This is a genomic window from Pseudogulbenkiania sp. NH8B, from assembly GCF_000283535.1.
In the GTDB taxonomy this organism is placed as follows: Bacteria; Pseudomonadota; Gammaproteobacteria; order Burkholderiales; family Chromobacteriaceae; genus Pseudogulbenkiania; species Pseudogulbenkiania ferrooxidans.
In genome coordinates this window covers 3,145,507-3,159,030 of sequence record NC_016002.1, presented here as the reverse complement: position 1 = coordinate 3,159,030, position 13,524 = coordinate 3,145,507, and the positions used below count along the sequence as shown (strand labels likewise).

Below are 13,524 nucleotides of genomic sequence, written 5' to 3'. Positions count from 1 at the left end.
GGAGCGCTGGAGAGCGGCTAATCGCTTTTTCTGATCAGGAAAATTTGTTGAGTGGATGTTGCGACGCAAAAATCAAATAAAAACAAATACTTAACACTGAGCAAATGCTTGGTTTGCCTCGTGGGAGGGGTGTGATCGTTTTTTTTGATGGGGGAAATTAGCCGGAACGATGTGGCGTAAAAAAGGCCATGGAAAACAAGGGGCTGGGAATGGCTGTCATAGCTTTAAGCCATTTTGCAATCGGGGTTATCCCGGTGTTGCGCCGATGCGCACGGGGGCTTGTCTCGTCTTTCCGATGGATCAACAATAGGTTCCCCGCCGGGTCGGGGCCATAGAAAAACACAGACAGCCCGGTGCTTGCGAACGAGAGCTAAATGGAAATCTATCAGTTGCGTACCTTTGTCACGGTGGCCCAGCAGGGCCATCTGACGCAGGCGGCGGAGTTGCTGCACCTGTCCCAGCCGGCGGTAACGGCCCAGATCAAGGCGCTGGAGGAGGAGGTGGGGATGGCGCTGTTCGAGCGCACCACCGGTGGCGTGATGCTGACGCGGGCGGGGCAGGAGCTGCTGCCGCGCGCGCAGTCGATTCTCGAATCGGCCAAGGACATCCTCAATCACGCCCGCCACCTCAAGGGGCAATTGTCCGGCAAGGCGCTGATCGGGGTGTCGCTGACGCCGGAAATCCTCAAGCTGGGGGCGTGGGTGGCGCGCCTGACCGAGAAATACCCGCTGCTCGACCTGCGCCTGCAGCACGGCGTGACCGGTGGCATTCTCAACCTGGTGCGCAAGAAGGAGCTGGATGCCGGCTTCTATCTGGGCAAGAACCCCTACATCAACGTCAATACGGTACTGCTGACCGAATTACCCTTCGTCATCGTGATGCCCAAGGGCTGGGAGAGCCGGGTCGACATCACGGTGCCCAAGGAGCTGGGCAAACTGCCCTGGGTCGGGATTTCTCAGTTCTCCAGTCTTTGCAAGATCACCTCTGAAGTATGGCGTGAACTGAACATTTCGCCGAAGAAGGTCGCCGAATGCGACCATGTGAACACCATCCTCGACATGGTCTGTGCCGGTGTCGGGCTGGCGCTGGCGCGTGCCGATGAGGCGCAGGCGGCCGCCGACAAGGGGCTGGTGACCATCGTGCCGGGCATCTGCAAGCTGGCCGAGCTGCAGTTCGTCTACCCTGCCGACCGCGTCGGCGATCTGATTCTGGACGTATTGCTGGAAGAACTGGCGGCGGTGTGGCAGCTTGCACCGTCGTCCCCGCATTGATGATTCCCTCCTGGGAGGCTGGCATGACCTATCAGTTGATGGCCGGTACGCTGGCCGCCTATTTCAAGGCTCTGGAAGCCAGCCAGCGGCGCTGGCTGGACGCGCAACGCGACGTCTACCAGAGCTGGTCGGCGGTGTTGAAACCGGCCTACCCCCTGGCCGAGAACGAGATCCAGCGCCGTCTCGACAGCGCCTTGCTGGCCGGGGTGTCGCTGAGTCAGGTGCCGTTCGATTCGCAGCATCGCCTGATGCAGGTGACCGAGAAATGGGTGGCGGCGTTGAACCGCACCGTGCTCGACAAGCTGGAGCACGACAGCCTGCACCCTTCCATGGCGGTGGTGCGCCAGGCGCTGCAACTGAGTGATGTCTCGTACGGGGCGTTGTCGAAGGCGTCGCGCCAGGTGGGCCATTTCGCTTCGACCAGCTTTTCGTCGGCGACGGTCAAGGCGGCGCACGATATGCGCCACGCCTGGAAGCTGCGCTGACGCGGGCGCCGCGCCCGGCTCGGGTCGTCAAAAACCCTCTTGCTTGTCAGGTGTTTATCGCGCGCCCCAATGTTTAGAATGGGGCATGAACGCCTTTTCCTCACTCGGCTTCGGCCAACGTTTCCAGACACTTCCGCCGGCGTTCTACCGCCGCGTCGATCCTACCCCCTTGCCCGACCCTTACCCGGTCGCCGTCAGCCGTCCGCTGGCGGCCGAACTCGGCGTGGCCGGCGAGTCGCTGCTCGGTGCCGACGCCGTCGGCGTGCTGAGCGGTTCGGCACTGCGCCCCGATATGCGGCCGGTGGCGGCGATCTATTCCGGCCACCAGTTCGGCGTCTACGTGCCGCAACTGGGCGATGGCCGCGCCTTGCTGCTGGGGGATACCAAGGCGCCGGATGGGCGCCTGATGGAGTGGCAGATCAAGGGCGCCGGCCTGACGCCGTTCTCGCGCATGGGCGACGGGCGCGCGGTGCTGCGCTCCAGCATCCGCGAGTTCCTCTGCTCCGAGGCGATGCACCATCTCGGCATTCCCACCACGCGGGCGCTGGCGATCATGGGCTCGGACGAGCCGGTGTACCGCGAGACCACGGAAACCGCGGCGGTGGTGACGCGGGTGGCGGAAAGCTTCCTGCGTTTCGGCAGCTTCGAGCTGTTCTACCACCGTGGTATGCATGACGAAATCCGCGTGCTGGCCGACTACGTCATCCGCCACCATTACCCGGCCTGCCAAGAGGCCGCCAACCCTTATCTGGCGCTGTTCGCCGAGGTGACGCGGCGCACCGCCGAACTGATCGCGCAGTGGCAGGCGGTGGGCTTCTGTCACGGCGTGATGAACTCGGACAACATGTCGATCCTGGGCCTCACCATCGACTACGGCCCGTTCGGCTTCATCGACGGCTTCAACGCCGCGCATATCTGCAACCACTCCGACCACGCCGGGCGTTACGCCTACAACCAGCAGCCGCAGATCGGGCTGTGGAACCTGCACTGCCTGGCCTCGGCCTTGCTGCCGCTGGTGAGCGAGGAGGAGCTGGTGGCGGTGCTCGGCAGCTACCGCGACACCTTCGAGGCGGCGCACCTGATGCGGCTGCGCGCCAAGCTCGGCCTCACGGCCGAGCACGACGACGATGCCGACCTGATCAACAGCCTGTTCCTGACGCTGCATGCGCACCGCACCGACTTCACCATCTTCTTCCGCAGCCTGGCCGGTTTCCGCCAGGACGACGCCGTGAACGCGCCGGTGCGCGACCTGTTCGTCGAGCGCGAGCAGTTCGACGCCTGGGCCCGGCGCTACCGCGAGCGGCTGGCGTGGGAGGGCAGCGTCGACGCCGAGCGTGCCGTGCGCATGAACCGCGTCAATCCCAAGTACATCCTGCGCAACTACCTGGCCGAGGCGGCGATCGCCAAGGCGCGTGACGAGCGCGACTACAGCGAGATCGAGCATCTGGGGCGCTGCCTGGAAAAACCGTTCGACGAACAGCCCGAGTTCGAGGCGTACGCCGGTTTTCCGCCGGAGTGGGCGGAGCAGATCAGCGTCAGCTGCTCCAGCTGAGTCGATGGCGTGTCGTGCCGGGCTGGTCCGCCGCGGTGGCGGACGGGCTTCGGCCAACCTTGGCTCGTGTTGACGGTGTCGACGCGAACCATGCCGAAGGCATCGATGTCCAACCGTCTGGGGTCCCTGCGCGAGCGGCGCTGTCGCCGTGCCTCATCGCCAGCGCGCAGGGCGATGATCTGAATCGAGGAGTCGTGATGCGGCCAAGCCGTTTCATTGTGGTGGCGTCCAGCCTGCTGCTGTTGCTGCACGCCTATATCGGCGTGCGCCTGCTGCCCGACCTGCCGCTCGGACCGGTGGGGCTGGGGCTGGGGGTGCTGGCGCTGACGTTGTCCTGCGTCTTGATGCCGCTCGGCCTGATGGCGCGGGGCATCGAACGCCAGCCGCTGGCCGACCGTCTGGCGTGGGCCGGCTTGCTGCTGATGGGCGTGTTCTCGTCGTTGCTGGTCCTGACGTTGTTGCGCGACATCGTGCTGGGCATTGCCGCCCTGGCGCTGCCGGCGGCAGAGCTGCCGCCGCTGGTGCGCGACTCGGCGCTGGCGGTGCCGTTGCTGGCGGGGCTGGTCAGCCTGGTCGGCCTGGTGAATGCACGCCGCCGCGCCCGCGTGGTGGAGGTCGAGGTGCCGCTGGCCGGCCTGCCCCCCGCCCTCGACGGCTTCACCATCGCCCAGATCAGCGACATCCACGTCGGCCCCACCATCAAGCGCGGCTACCTGGAGGCGATCGTCACGGCGGTGAACGGGCTCGAGGCCGACATGGTCGCGGTGACGGGCGATCTGGTCGACGGCAGCGTCGAGCAGCTGGCGCCGCATACCGCGCCGCTGAGCCGGCTCACGGCACGGCACGGCGCCTATTTCGTCACCGGCAACCACGAGTACTATTCCGGCGCCGCCGCCTGGGTCGAGGAACTGCGGCGGCTGGGGCTGAGGGTGCTGGAAAACGAGCACGTGGTGCTGTGTCATGGCGAAGCCGAACTGGTGGTGGCGGGCGTCACCGACTACGGCGCGCACCATTTCGACCCGGCGCAGCGCAGCGACCCGCACGCCGCGCTCGAGGGGGCGCCTGAGGCAGCCGGTGCGCGCATCCTGCTCGCCCACCAGCCGCGCAGCGCGCCGGCGGCCGCGGCGGCCGGCTTCGACCTGCAACTCTCCGGCCACACCCACGGCGGGCAGTTCTGGCCGTGGAACCTGTTCGTGCGTCTGCAGCAGCCGTACACCGCCGGGCTGCATCGCCTGGACGCGCTGTGGGTGTATACCAGCCGTGGCACCGGCTACTGGGGACCGCCCAAGCGCTTCGGCGCGCCATCGGAAATCACGCTGGTGCGGTTGGTGGCGGCGCGGGAAGCCCGCCGTTAACAATGCTGCCCGATAAAACGATGGGGTATCTCCTTCGTCCCAAATCGGCTTCATGCACGGTTTGGCTTTGCGCAAGTGGCAGCATTGTCACCCGAAAGTAGAGATGGCATTGCGCACGGTGGCGTGGAAGGGGGGGCTTGTTCCCATCCCGATTAAGAAACAGGGGAGAACAAGGAAGCTTCCATCTGAGCACCTCAGGCCATTTCCTTCACGCAGTTGGTATCACAAAGTACGATCAAATGAGATGGGGCATTAGATGCTGAAACAGAACGAAATAGGCATGGTCTTTAACTATCGCTGGCTTTACGACACGGTACGCCAGCGTTTTGACTCTGACGAGGCCATGGAGGCTTTTCTGCCCAAAGCGCTCACGCCTGAAGAGTTAAAGCGTAAGGGCGATGATCGCTATCTTTCTGCCATGAGCCAGCGGGTATTTCAGGCGGGAGTGCAACACTCGGTGGTCGATGCCAAGTGGCCTGAATTTGAAAAAGCCTTCTCGGGCTTTGCCCCCGAGCAGATGGTGTTGCTCAGTCCGGAACATATAGAAAGTCATATGAAAAATGACAGGATCATCCGTGATCGCACCAAGCTAAAAACCATTCCAAACAATGCCCAGCTTATCTTGGATATCCGCCAGGAGCATGGCAGCAGTTTTGGCGAGTTCATTGCCGATTGGCCGAGTGCCAACATCGTTGGCTTATGGCGTTTGCTGGCCAAACGTGGCTCTCGCCTGGGCGGGCGCTCGGCTGCCGGATTTTTACGCTTGGCCGGGAAGGACACTTTTTTATTGACCAGTGATGTGATTGCACGCCTGATGGCTGCAGGCATTATCGGCCATGAGCCTACCAGTCAGCGCGATCTGCAAATCGTACAGGATGCTTTCAATGAGTTGCAGCAAAGCTCCGGAAGACCGTTGTGCCAGCTATCGGCTATGTTGTCGTTGAGTATCAATCCGAGGTTTTAGTAAAACCATCACGCTTCGACGTTTTATCGGCGGCGCCTAATCCAGCGTGCGGCGGAAGGTTTTCAGCCCCACCCCCAGCACTACCGCCATGAACGCCAGGATCGGCCACACCTGCGGCCATAGCAGGCTCACGTCGTTGCCCTTGAGCAGGATGCCGCGCACCAGCACCAGGAAGTGGGTCAGCGGCAGGCAGTTGCCGATGACCTGGGCCCACTCCGGCATGCCGCGGAACGGGAACATGAAGCCCGACAGCAGGATCGACGGCAGGAAGAAGAAGAACGTCATCTGCATCGCCTGCAGCTGGTTGCGCGCAATCGAGCTGAAGGTGATGCCGAGCGTCAGGTTGGCGCAGATGAACAGCAGCACCACGGCGTAGAGCAGCACCAGGCTCCCCAGCATCGGCACGTCGAACACCCAGCGCGCCGCCAGCAGCACCAGCGACACCTGGATCAGCCCGATCAGGATGTAGGGCACGATCTTGCCGGTCATCACCTCGAGCGGTGTGGCCGGGGTGGCGAGCAGGTTCTCGAAAGTGCCGCGCTCGCGCTCGCGCGTCATGGCGAGCCCGGTCATCAGCACCATGGTCATGGTCAGGATCACGCCCATCAGTCCCGGCACGATGTTGTACGCGGTGATCCCTTCCGGGTTGTAGCGCTTGTGCAGGCGCAGCTCGATCAGCTGTTTTCCCGGTGGGTGGAAGCCGGGCAGGTCCGGGGTGAACACCTCGTTGCCGAGGTGGTTGAGCACGGAAATGGCGCTGCCTGCCGCCACCGGATCGGTGGCGTCGGCCTCGACCAGCAGGCTCGGCTGCTCGCCGCGCACCAGCGCGCGCTGGAAGCCGGGCGGGAAGGTGACCACGAACTGCACGTCGCCGCGGTCGAGCAGGCGCGCGGCCTCCGCCTCGCTCTCGACGCTGCCCACCAGGTCGAAATAATCGCTGTTCCGCATCGCGGCGAGGTAGGCGCGCGCGAACGGGCTCGCCTCGGCCATCACCACCGCGGTCGGCAGGTGCTTGGGGTCGGAGTTGATGGCGAAACCGAACAGCAAGAGCTGGATGATCGGGATGCCGATGATCATGCCGAAGGTCAGCCGGTCGCGCTTGAGCTGGATGAATTCCTTGACGACGATGCCGAGCCAGCGCTGCAGCGAGGGGCGGGACAGGGCAAAGCGCCTCATGACGCGGCCTCGAACGGGTCGGGGCGGTGGCGCATGAGCTGGATGAAGACGTCTTCCAGCGTCGAGTCGACCTGTACCAGACGCAGCCCGTGCTCGCCGCAGAAGCGCTCCAGCGCGGGCTGCAGCAGGGCCGCGTCGGCGCCGCTGACGTGCAGGCGCGCCCCGAAGCTCGCCACCTGTTCCACCCCCGGTAGTTGCCGCAGCGCTTCGCCCAGGCCGGTGACGTCGGGGCCGCTGAGCTCCCAGGTGGCCAGCTGCTGCGCCGCGATCACTTCGCTGGCGGTGCCGGCGGCGAGCAGGTTGCCGTATGAGAGGTAGGCGAGGCGATGGCAGCGCTCGGCCTCGTCCATGTAGTGGGTCGACACCAGGATGGTGATGCCGCTCGCCGACAGGCGGTGGATTTCCTCCCAGAAGTCGCGCCGCGCCTTGGGGTCGACGCCGGCGGTAGGCTCGTCGAGCAGCAGCAGCCGCGGTTGGTGCAGAAGGCAGGCGGCCAGCGCCAGGCGCTGTTTCCAGCCGCCGGACAGGGTGCCGGCGAGCTGGTGGCGGCGTCCGGCCAGGCCGAGATCGTCCAGGGCGCGGTCCACCGCTTCGCGCCGGCCGCGCATGCCGAACATGCGCGCCACGAAGTCGAGGTTCTCGGCGATGGTCAGGTCGTCCCACAGCGAGAATTTCTGCGTCATGTAGCCGACCTGGCGCTTGATCTCGGCGCTTTGCGTCAGCACGTCGTAGCCCAGGCAGCGCCCGCTGCCGCTGTCCGGCGTCAACAGGCCGCACAGCATGCGGATCGAGGTGGTCTTGCCGCTGCCGTTGGGGCCGAGAAAGCCATAGATCTCGCCCTCGCGCACCTGCAGCGACAGGTCGCGCACCACGTGCTTGTCGCCGAAATGCTTGTTGAGGCCGCTAACGTCGATGGCGAGTTCCATGTCACCTCCCGACCAGGCTGACGTCCACCGGCAGCCCCGGACGCAGCGCGGCGGCCTGCTGCGGCGCCGGGTAGGCCTCGACGCGGAACACCAGTTTCTCGCGGCTGCCGCGGCTGTAGATCACCGGCGGGGTGTACTCGGCCTGCGCGGCGATGAACGCCACGGTGGCGCGGATCGGCGCCGGGCAGCCGTCGCAGCGTGCTTCCACCGTCTGGCCCGGACGCAGTGTGCCGACCACGCTTTCCGGCACGAAGAAGCGCAGGCGGCGGCGGTTGTCCGGCAACAGGCTCGCCACCGGCTGGCCCGCCGGCACCCATTCGCCGGGGCGGTAGTAGGTCTCGACGATCTCGCCCGCGGCCGGGGCGCGCACCGCCTTCTTTTCGACTTGCCAGCGTTTCTGCTCCTGCTGCGCGCGCGCGGCTTCGAGCTCGGCGCGCGCGCCGCGCACCTCGGGCGGACGGCCGAGCGTGATCTGCGCGCTTTTCAGCTGCTGGCGCAGCGCGTCGGCCTGGGCCGCGGCCTGGTCGTGGGCGGCGGTGACCTCGTCGAGCTTGGCCTGCGAGATGAAGCCCTGGCGTGCCAGCGCCTGTTGCTGGCGCAGCTGGGTGGCGGCCAGGCGCAGGGCGGCTTCGGCCGACTGCAGCTGGGCCTCGATCGCGGCGATTTCCGGCGGGCGGCGCGGTTCCTGCAGGTTCTGCAGTTTCTGTTCGGCCGACTGCACGCGCGCCTCGGCCTCCTGCAGCCCTTGTTGTTCCGGGTCGGGGGCGATGGCGAACAGCGCGGTGCCGGGCTGCACCCGGCTGCCGCGCGCGGTGTCGAGCGTCTGCAGGTAGCCGGCGGCGGGGGCGGCGAGGTAGAGGTAGTCGCCCTCGATATAGCCCTGGTAGGCGTGGCCGGTGTCCTGGTTGCAGGCGGTCAGCAGCAGGGCGAGTGCCGTCGCCGCCAGGCGCGGCCCGCCCTGCCCAAGCATCCTCATGGTGGTTCCTTCTCTCGATCGGCCAAGGTGGATACCGCCAGTTTATTACTTTGTCGTGCTCCTGATCAGGGGAATCGAGCGGGCCGGGGCGCGGCGTCAGGCTGGCGGGGCGGCGCAGGCCACTTGCTGCGTCAGGAAATCGAGCCGGTTGTGCTCGCAGCACAGCACGCGGCCGTCACTGAACACCGGGCGCGTCAGCCCGCTCAGCACGTTGCCGCTGGGCATTTCCAGCGCCAGCCGCGCGCCGCGTTCGTAGGCGTGGCGCACGGTGTCGTGCCAGCGCACCTGGCGCGCCATGTTGAAGGCGAGGTCGTCGCGGATGGCGTCCACCTCGAACAGCACGCGGCCGCGGCTGCCGCTGAGGTAGAGCGGGCCCGGGCGGCACAGCGGGTGTGTGGCCAGCGCTTCGGCCAACTGCGCCGCCGGGGCGTCGAGCAGCGCGCAGTGCGAGGGCACGCTCATCGCCAGCCGGCGCGTCAGCGTGGCGCCGGCGCTGCGGGCGTGGGTCATCAGCCGCTCCAGTGCGCTGTCGGCGCCGGCCACCACCAGCTGCGTCGGGGCGTTGAGGTTGGCGAGATGGAGTGGCGCGGCGGGCGTGTGCAGCGCCGCGAGCAGCGGATCGAGCTGCGCCACGCCAAGCCCGACGATGGCCGCCATGCCGTAGCCCGAGGGATAGGCCTGTTCCATCAGCCGGCCGCGCAGCGCCACCAGTTGCAGGGCGGCATCGAAGTCGATCACCCCGGCCACCACCGCCGCCGGCCAGGCGCCGATCGACAGGCCGGCCACCATGTCGGGGCGGGCGCCCTCGGCGGCCAGCACGCGTGCCATCGCCACGCCGGCGATCAGCAGGCAGAGCTGCACCGCGACGGTGGAGGCGAGCGCGTCGGCATGGTCCAGCTGCAACGGGTCGTGGCCGAGCACGGCGTGCGCCCGCTCCAGCGTGGCGCTCGCTGCCGGATGATCGGGCAGGGCGTGCAGCATGCCGGGCCGCTGCGAGCCCTGGCCGGGAAAGGTGAACAGCACGCTCATGGGGTGGCTCCTTGCGGTGCGGGGAGATGCCACGGGTCGCGCACTAGGCGGGGTCCGTGGTCGGTTTTGAGCAGCAGGTGCGGGGCTTCGGCCAACCATTCGTTCAGGGCGAAGCCGCCGTGGCCGGTGTCGATCTGGATGTCGAGGCGGCACGCCACCCGGCCTTGCAGTGCGCGCAAGGCCGCGCGTTGCGGCGGCGTCAGCGGGGTGGCGGCGCGCAGCAGCAGGTCGAGGTCGCTGTCCGGGCGCAGCACCGGCAGGCCGCTGGCGAGCGCGAAACCGACGCTGCCGCTCGGTCCCCAGGGTAGACCGATGGCGTCGAGCTGCGGCGCCAGGATGCGCAGGGCCGCGATGGCGAGGCAGGGGGCGAGGTGGCTGTCGCGCCACAGCGCCTGCTGCGCCAGCGTTTCCGGCGTGAGCACCCGCGCCACGGCGTGGGGTGGCGCGTGGGTGGCGTGGCGCTGCGCGCGCTCGCGCCCGCGCAGCCCGACCGGCAGCCTGCCGTCGGCGCCGGCCGGGGCGCGCCGCACCACCAGCGGCGCGCGCGCCAGCCAGTCGGCGCCGGCCCAGTCGGGCAGCGGGGTGTCTGTGCACAGCGCGGCCGGATCGGCGAGCCACAGCAGGTCGTGCGGGCGGGGGGCGGGAGTGGGCGTCATGTCGGGTCCTGGGTCGCGGTGGCAGGAAAAACGGCGCCCCGCGGGGCGCCAAACTCGTGCCGCCGTACCGGCCGGGCCGGCGTGACGGCAGGAGGATGCCGGGTCAGCCCACCACCGCCTTGGTGGCGAGGAACAGCACCGAGGGGCCGAGCAGGCAGCCCAGGCCGGTGTGGAAGGTGGCGACCAGCGCGCCGTACGGCACCAGGCGGCGGTCGGTGGCGGCAAGCCCGGCCGAGACGCCGCTCACCGTGCCGGCCAGGCCGCCGAACACCATCGCGGCGCGCGGGTTGTTGAGCCCGAGGAAGCCGGCGGCGAACGGCGTGCCGACCATCACGATGATGGCCTTGATCAGGCCGGTGGCGATGCTCAGCGCGATCACGTCCGAGCTGGCACCGAGCGCCGCGCCGGTCACCGGGCCGACGATGTAGGTCACCGCGCCGGCGCCGATGGTGGCCATGCTGACCGGGTCGGTGTAGCCGAAGGCGTAGGCCAGGCCGGCGCCGACGATGAACGGCAGCACGGTGCCCAAGAGCAGCGAGACGGCGCCGATCAGGCCGGCCTTGCGCGCCTCGGTGACCTGCACTTCGAAGGCGGTGGCGACGATGGCGAAGTCGCGCAGCATGGCACCGCCCATCAGGCCGATGCCGCCCAGCAAGGGCAGGTCGGCCAGGCCTTTCTCACCGCCGGTGAGCACGCCGCCGTAGTAGGCGAGCACCAGGCCGATCATGATGGCGATGGCGGAACCGTGCACGCGGCCGAAGGTCAGGCGGCGCGACAGCCAGGCCGACAGGCCCATGATGATGCCGACCAGGGCGAAGGCGGCGACCAGTCCGTTGTGATGCAGCATTTTTTCGAGCATGGACAACATGGCGGGACTCTCCTGTTCAGGCAATCTGGTCTTGGGTGGCGGCCGGGAGCGGCTCGTGCTGTCCCAGGCGGTTGATGGCGGCGATGCAGCAGGCGCAGACCAGCACCGCGCCGATGGCGGCGAGCAGCGCGACCGGGCCGCCGCGCAGGGCGGTCACCACGTTCTGCTGGGCGGCCATCGCCACCACCACCGGGATGTACATGGCGCCCCAGAAGCCGACGCCGGCTTCGGTTTCCTTGGGCAGCAGGCCGCGCTTGTGCAGCCACAGCCGCGAGCTGATCAACAGCAGCATGGCGATGCCGACGCCGCCGACGTTGGCCTTGACGCCAATCGCGCTGCCGAGCAGATCGCCGAAGAACAGGCCTGCCAGGTGGCAGAGTGCAAGTAGGGCGGTACCGTAAATGACCATGGTTGAATCTCCTTATGTAGATGGATGTTGCAACTGCCTGGTTTTTGTTTTGTCTGGGTACGGCTTCAGGGTACGGCGGATACGACATGATGCAATGAATCAACTGGTTGGGGACGATCTCCTCCGGGTGCGGGCGCCGCCGGGGCGCCCTGACTCACGTCAATGGTGGATGTTCCGGTGTCAGGCGACGTTCCACTGCGCGCGCAGGCGCTCGCGCACCGTGAGCGAGGCCTGGCGCGGCGCGGCGCCGAGACGGCCGGCGAGCCCGCGCGACGGCTCGGCGGCGATGTCGGCCAGCGCGGCGGACAGCGCGCTCTCGACCATATCGAGGTCGGCGCTGCCGGGCGCGGCGGCGTTCTCCACACGCAGCAGGCGCCACAACAGGCCGAGCGAAGCGAAGTTGGCGATGTCGTAGGCCATCGGCGGCACGCTTTCGGCCAACCTTTCCAGCTCCTCCACCGAACGCTGCGTCACGCGCGCGGCGGCGGCCTTGCCCATGGCGTGCACCATCACCCCGGCATCGTCCAGCGCAATCAGCCGGTTGGCCTGGTAGCCGTGGGCCAGAAACGCCCCGGACATGGCCTTGCCGACGATCAGTCCGAGCACCGGGTGGCCTGCCAAGCGGGCGCTGGCGTAGGCATCGGCGGCGGCGGCGAGCGCCAGGTGGATGCCGTAGGCTTCCTCGCGCCGGCCGTAGGCCTGGCTCGCGACATCGATCACTGCGACGATGGCGCGTTTGTCGATGTGGCCGGCGTCGGCGTCGATCACCTCGCGCACCGCGCGCGCCAGCTGCCAGCCTTCCTCCAGGCCGACTTCGCCGTTGCGCACCCGCGGGAAGCGGTTGTCCGGGTCGGGCACCACGGCGATATAGCGTGCCGGCCGCCCGGCCAACTCGGCATCGACTACCCGCAGCGCCGCCGGGTAGCCGGTGACACGGGGGGCGTGGCGGGTGAGCGCGGCGAGCCAGACGGCGCCGCGGCTCTGGATGGGGTGTTGGTTCATGCTTGCTCTCCCTGGGCGTAGATGGCGCGCACGTCTTCGGCGCTGGCCTGGTGGCTGGCGTCGACTTCGGCCAACCTGGCGAGGTAGTGCGCCACGCGCTGGCTGCGCGGCGCGGCCGGCTGGCCCTGGTGCAGCCAGGCGATGGCCTGGGCGCGCAGCGCCGGGGCGTGGTCGTCGAGGCAGGCGTCGGCCAGCCCGGTGGCGACGCGCTGCTCGCCGCCGGTCAGGCTCCAGATGAAGGGCTTGTCGCGCGAGTCGTACTCCTCCACCCCGGCCTCCTGCTCGATCACCGCCGGGCCGTTCAGCCCCAGCCGCGCCTCGCGCGTCACCAGCAGGTAGCTGCACAGCGCGGCGGCGATGCTCATGCCGCCGAAGCAGCCGACGGTGCCGGCGCTGATGCCGATCACTGGCTGGTAGCGGCGCAGCTCGACGATGGCGGCGTGGATCTCGGCGATGGCGGCCAAGCCCAGGTTGGCTTCCTGCAGCCGCACCCCGCCGGTCTCGAACAGGATCAGCGCGCAGGTCGGGATGCCGTGGCGGTTGTCTTCGGCGGCCAGTTCCAGCGCGCCTGCGATCTTGGCGCCGGACACCTCGCCCATGCTGCCGCCCTGGAACGCGCCTTCGATCGCCAGTACCAGCGCCGGCCGGCCGTCCAGCGTGCCCTTGGCCACCACCACGCCGTCGTCGGCCTGGGGGACGATGCCCTGGCGCGCCAGCCACGGCGAGGTGAGGCGGTCGAACGGGCCCAGCAGCTCGCGGAAGCTGCCGGCGTCGAGCAGGGCGCGGGCGCGCGCTCGGGCGTCGCGCTCGATGAAGCTGTCTCGATGAATCAGGTCGGATATCGTCATGTCGTCC

General features: G+C 67.9%; 14 protein-coding genes. 5 read left to right on the top strand and 9 right to left on the bottom strand.

The annotated features are described in order from the left end of the window. Positions 1–374 precede the first annotated feature (374 nt). The 5 genes from NH8B_RS14515 (at position 375) to NH8B_RS14495 (ending at position 5,627) form a co-directional block, all read left to right on the top strand. The gene (locus NH8B_RS14515; RefSeq protein WP_014087972.1) at positions 375–1,271 is read left to right on the top strand and encodes a LysR family transcriptional regulator; all 897 of its coding nucleotides are present in this window, start codon (positions 375–377) and stop codon (positions 1,269–1,271) included. A 23-nt stretch (positions 1,272–1,294) separates the two neighbouring features. Next, positions 1,295–1,756: a hypothetical protein gene (locus NH8B_RS14510; protein WP_014087971.1), complete on the top strand. Its 462-nt coding sequence runs from the start codon at positions 1,295–1,297 to the stop codon at positions 1,754–1,756. A gap of 85 nt (positions 1,757–1,841) precedes the next feature. Then, a complete protein-coding gene (locus NH8B_RS14505; RefSeq protein WP_014087970.1) occupies positions 1,842–3,308 on the top strand; it encodes a protein adenylyltransferase SelO in 1,467 nt (488 codons plus the stop codon). 197 nt (positions 3,309–3,505) lie between these two features. Then, the gene (locus tag NH8B_RS14500) at positions 3,506–4,663 is read left to right on the top strand and encodes a metallophosphoesterase (protein WP_014087969.1); all 1,158 of its coding nucleotides are present in this window, start codon (positions 3,506–3,508) and stop codon (positions 4,661–4,663) included. A 256-nt stretch (positions 4,664–4,919) separates the two neighbouring features. Further along, positions 4,920–5,627, top strand: coding sequence for a DNA-3-methyladenine glycosylase I (locus NH8B_RS14495; protein WP_014087968.1), 708 nt, complete (start codon positions 4,920–4,922; stop codon positions 5,625–5,627). Positions 5,628–5,663: 36 nt separating this feature from the next. On the opposite strand, the gene NH8B_RS14490 is transcribed toward NH8B_RS14495, so the two are convergent. The 9 genes from NH8B_RS14490 to NH8B_RS14450 form a co-directional block, all read right to left on the bottom strand. Then, complete coding sequence (locus NH8B_RS14490; protein WP_014087967.1) at positions 5,664–6,803, bottom strand: ABC transporter permease; 1,140 nt, start codon at positions 6,801–6,803, stop codon at positions 5,664–5,666. After that, positions 6,800–7,729 (bottom strand): ABC transporter ATP-binding protein, encoded by a 930-nt coding sequence (locus NH8B_RS14485; RefSeq protein WP_014087966.1) that lies wholly within the window; start codon positions 7,727–7,729, stop codon positions 6,800–6,802. The genes NH8B_RS14490 and NH8B_RS14485 overlap by 4 nt, the downstream gene beginning before the upstream one ends. Before the next feature lies 1 nt (position 7,730). Then, positions 7,731–8,705 (bottom strand): HlyD family secretion protein, encoded by a 975-nt coding sequence (locus NH8B_RS14480; RefSeq protein WP_041703000.1) that lies wholly within the window; start codon positions 8,703–8,705, stop codon positions 7,731–7,733. A gap of 96 nt (positions 8,706–8,801) precedes the next feature. After that, complete coding sequence (gene mdcH, locus NH8B_RS14475; protein WP_014087964.1) at positions 8,802–9,734, bottom strand: malonate decarboxylase subunit epsilon; 933 nt, start codon at positions 9,732–9,734, stop codon at positions 8,802–8,804. After that, positions 9,731–10,390, bottom strand: a complete 660-nt coding sequence (locus NH8B_RS14470) for a malonate decarboxylase holo-ACP synthase (protein WP_014087963.1) — start codon at positions 10,388–10,390, stop codon at positions 9,731–9,733. The genes mdcH and NH8B_RS14470 overlap by 4 nt, the downstream gene beginning before the upstream one ends. 103 nt (positions 10,391–10,493) lie before the next feature. Next, positions 10,494–11,258, bottom strand: coding sequence for a malonate transporter subunit MadM (gene madM / locus NH8B_RS14465; protein WP_014087962.1), 765 nt, complete (start codon positions 11,256–11,258; stop codon positions 10,494–10,496). Positions 11,259–11,274: 16 nt separating this feature from the next. Further along, complete coding sequence (madL, locus tag NH8B_RS14460) at positions 11,275–11,667, bottom strand: malonate transporter subunit MadL (protein WP_008954305.1); 393 nt, start codon at positions 11,665–11,667, stop codon at positions 11,275–11,277. 180 nt (positions 11,668–11,847) lie between these two features. After that, positions 11,848–12,669, bottom strand: coding sequence for a biotin-independent malonate decarboxylase subunit gamma (gene mdcE, locus NH8B_RS14455; protein ID WP_014087961.1), 822 nt, complete (start codon positions 12,667–12,669; stop codon positions 11,848–11,850). Beyond that, positions 12,666–13,517, bottom strand: coding sequence for a biotin-independent malonate decarboxylase subunit beta (locus tag NH8B_RS14450; RefSeq protein ID WP_014087960.1), 852 nt, complete (start codon positions 13,515–13,517; stop codon positions 12,666–12,668). The genes mdcE and NH8B_RS14450 overlap by 4 nt, the downstream gene beginning before the upstream one ends. Between the last annotated feature and the right edge of the window lie 7 nt (positions 13,518–13,524).

Excerpts from the sequence above, each read along its gene's own strand:
- NH8B_RS14515 (WP_014087972.1), top strand. The coding sequence starts at position 375 with ATGGAAATCTATCAGTTGCGTACCTTTGTCACGGTGGCCCAGCAGGGC.
- NH8B_RS14510 (WP_014087971.1), top strand. The coding sequence starts at position 1,295 with ATGACCTATCAGTTGATGGCCGGTACGCTGGCCGCCTATTTCAAGGCT.
- NH8B_RS14505 (WP_014087970.1), top strand. The coding sequence starts at position 1,842 with ATGAACGCCTTTTCCTCACTCGGCTTCGGCCAACGTTTCCAGACACTT.
- NH8B_RS14500 (WP_014087969.1), top strand. The coding sequence starts at position 3,506 with ATGCGGCCAAGCCGTTTCATTGTGGTGGCGTCCAGCCTGCTGCTGTTG.
- NH8B_RS14495 (WP_014087968.1), top strand. The coding sequence starts at position 4,920 with ATGCTGAAACAGAACGAAATAGGCATGGTCTTTAACTATCGCTGGCTT.
- NH8B_RS14490 (WP_014087967.1), bottom strand. The coding sequence starts at position 6,803 with ATGAGGCGCTTTGCCCTGTCCCGCCCCTCGCTGCAGCGCTGGCTCGGC.
- NH8B_RS14485 (WP_014087966.1), bottom strand. The coding sequence starts at position 7,729 with ATGGAACTCGCCATCGACGTTAGCGGCCTCAACAAGCATTTCGGCGAC.
- NH8B_RS14480 (WP_041703000.1), bottom strand. The coding sequence starts at position 8,705 with ATGAGGATGCTTGGGCAGGGCGGGCCGCGCCTGGCGGCGACGGCACTC.
- mdcH (WP_014087964.1), bottom strand. The coding sequence starts at position 9,734 with ATGAGCGTGCTGTTCACCTTTCCCGGCCAGGGCTCGCAGCGGCCCGGC.
- NH8B_RS14470 (WP_014087963.1), bottom strand. The coding sequence starts at position 10,390 with ATGACGCCCACTCCCGCCCCCCGCCCGCACGACCTGCTGTGGCTCGCC.
- madM (WP_014087962.1), bottom strand. The coding sequence starts at position 11,258 with ATGTTGTCCATGCTCGAAAAAATGCTGCATCACAACGGACTGGTCGCC.
- madL (WP_008954305.1), bottom strand. The coding sequence starts at position 11,667 with ATGGTCATTTACGGTACCGCCCTACTTGCACTCTGCCACCTGGCAGGC.
- mdcE (WP_014087961.1), bottom strand. The coding sequence starts at position 12,669 with ATGAACCAACACCCCATCCAGAGCCGCGGCGCCGTCTGGCTCGCCGCG.
- NH8B_RS14450 (WP_014087960.1), bottom strand. The coding sequence starts at position 13,517 with ATGACGATATCCGACCTGATTCATCGAGACAGCTTCATCGAGCGCGAC.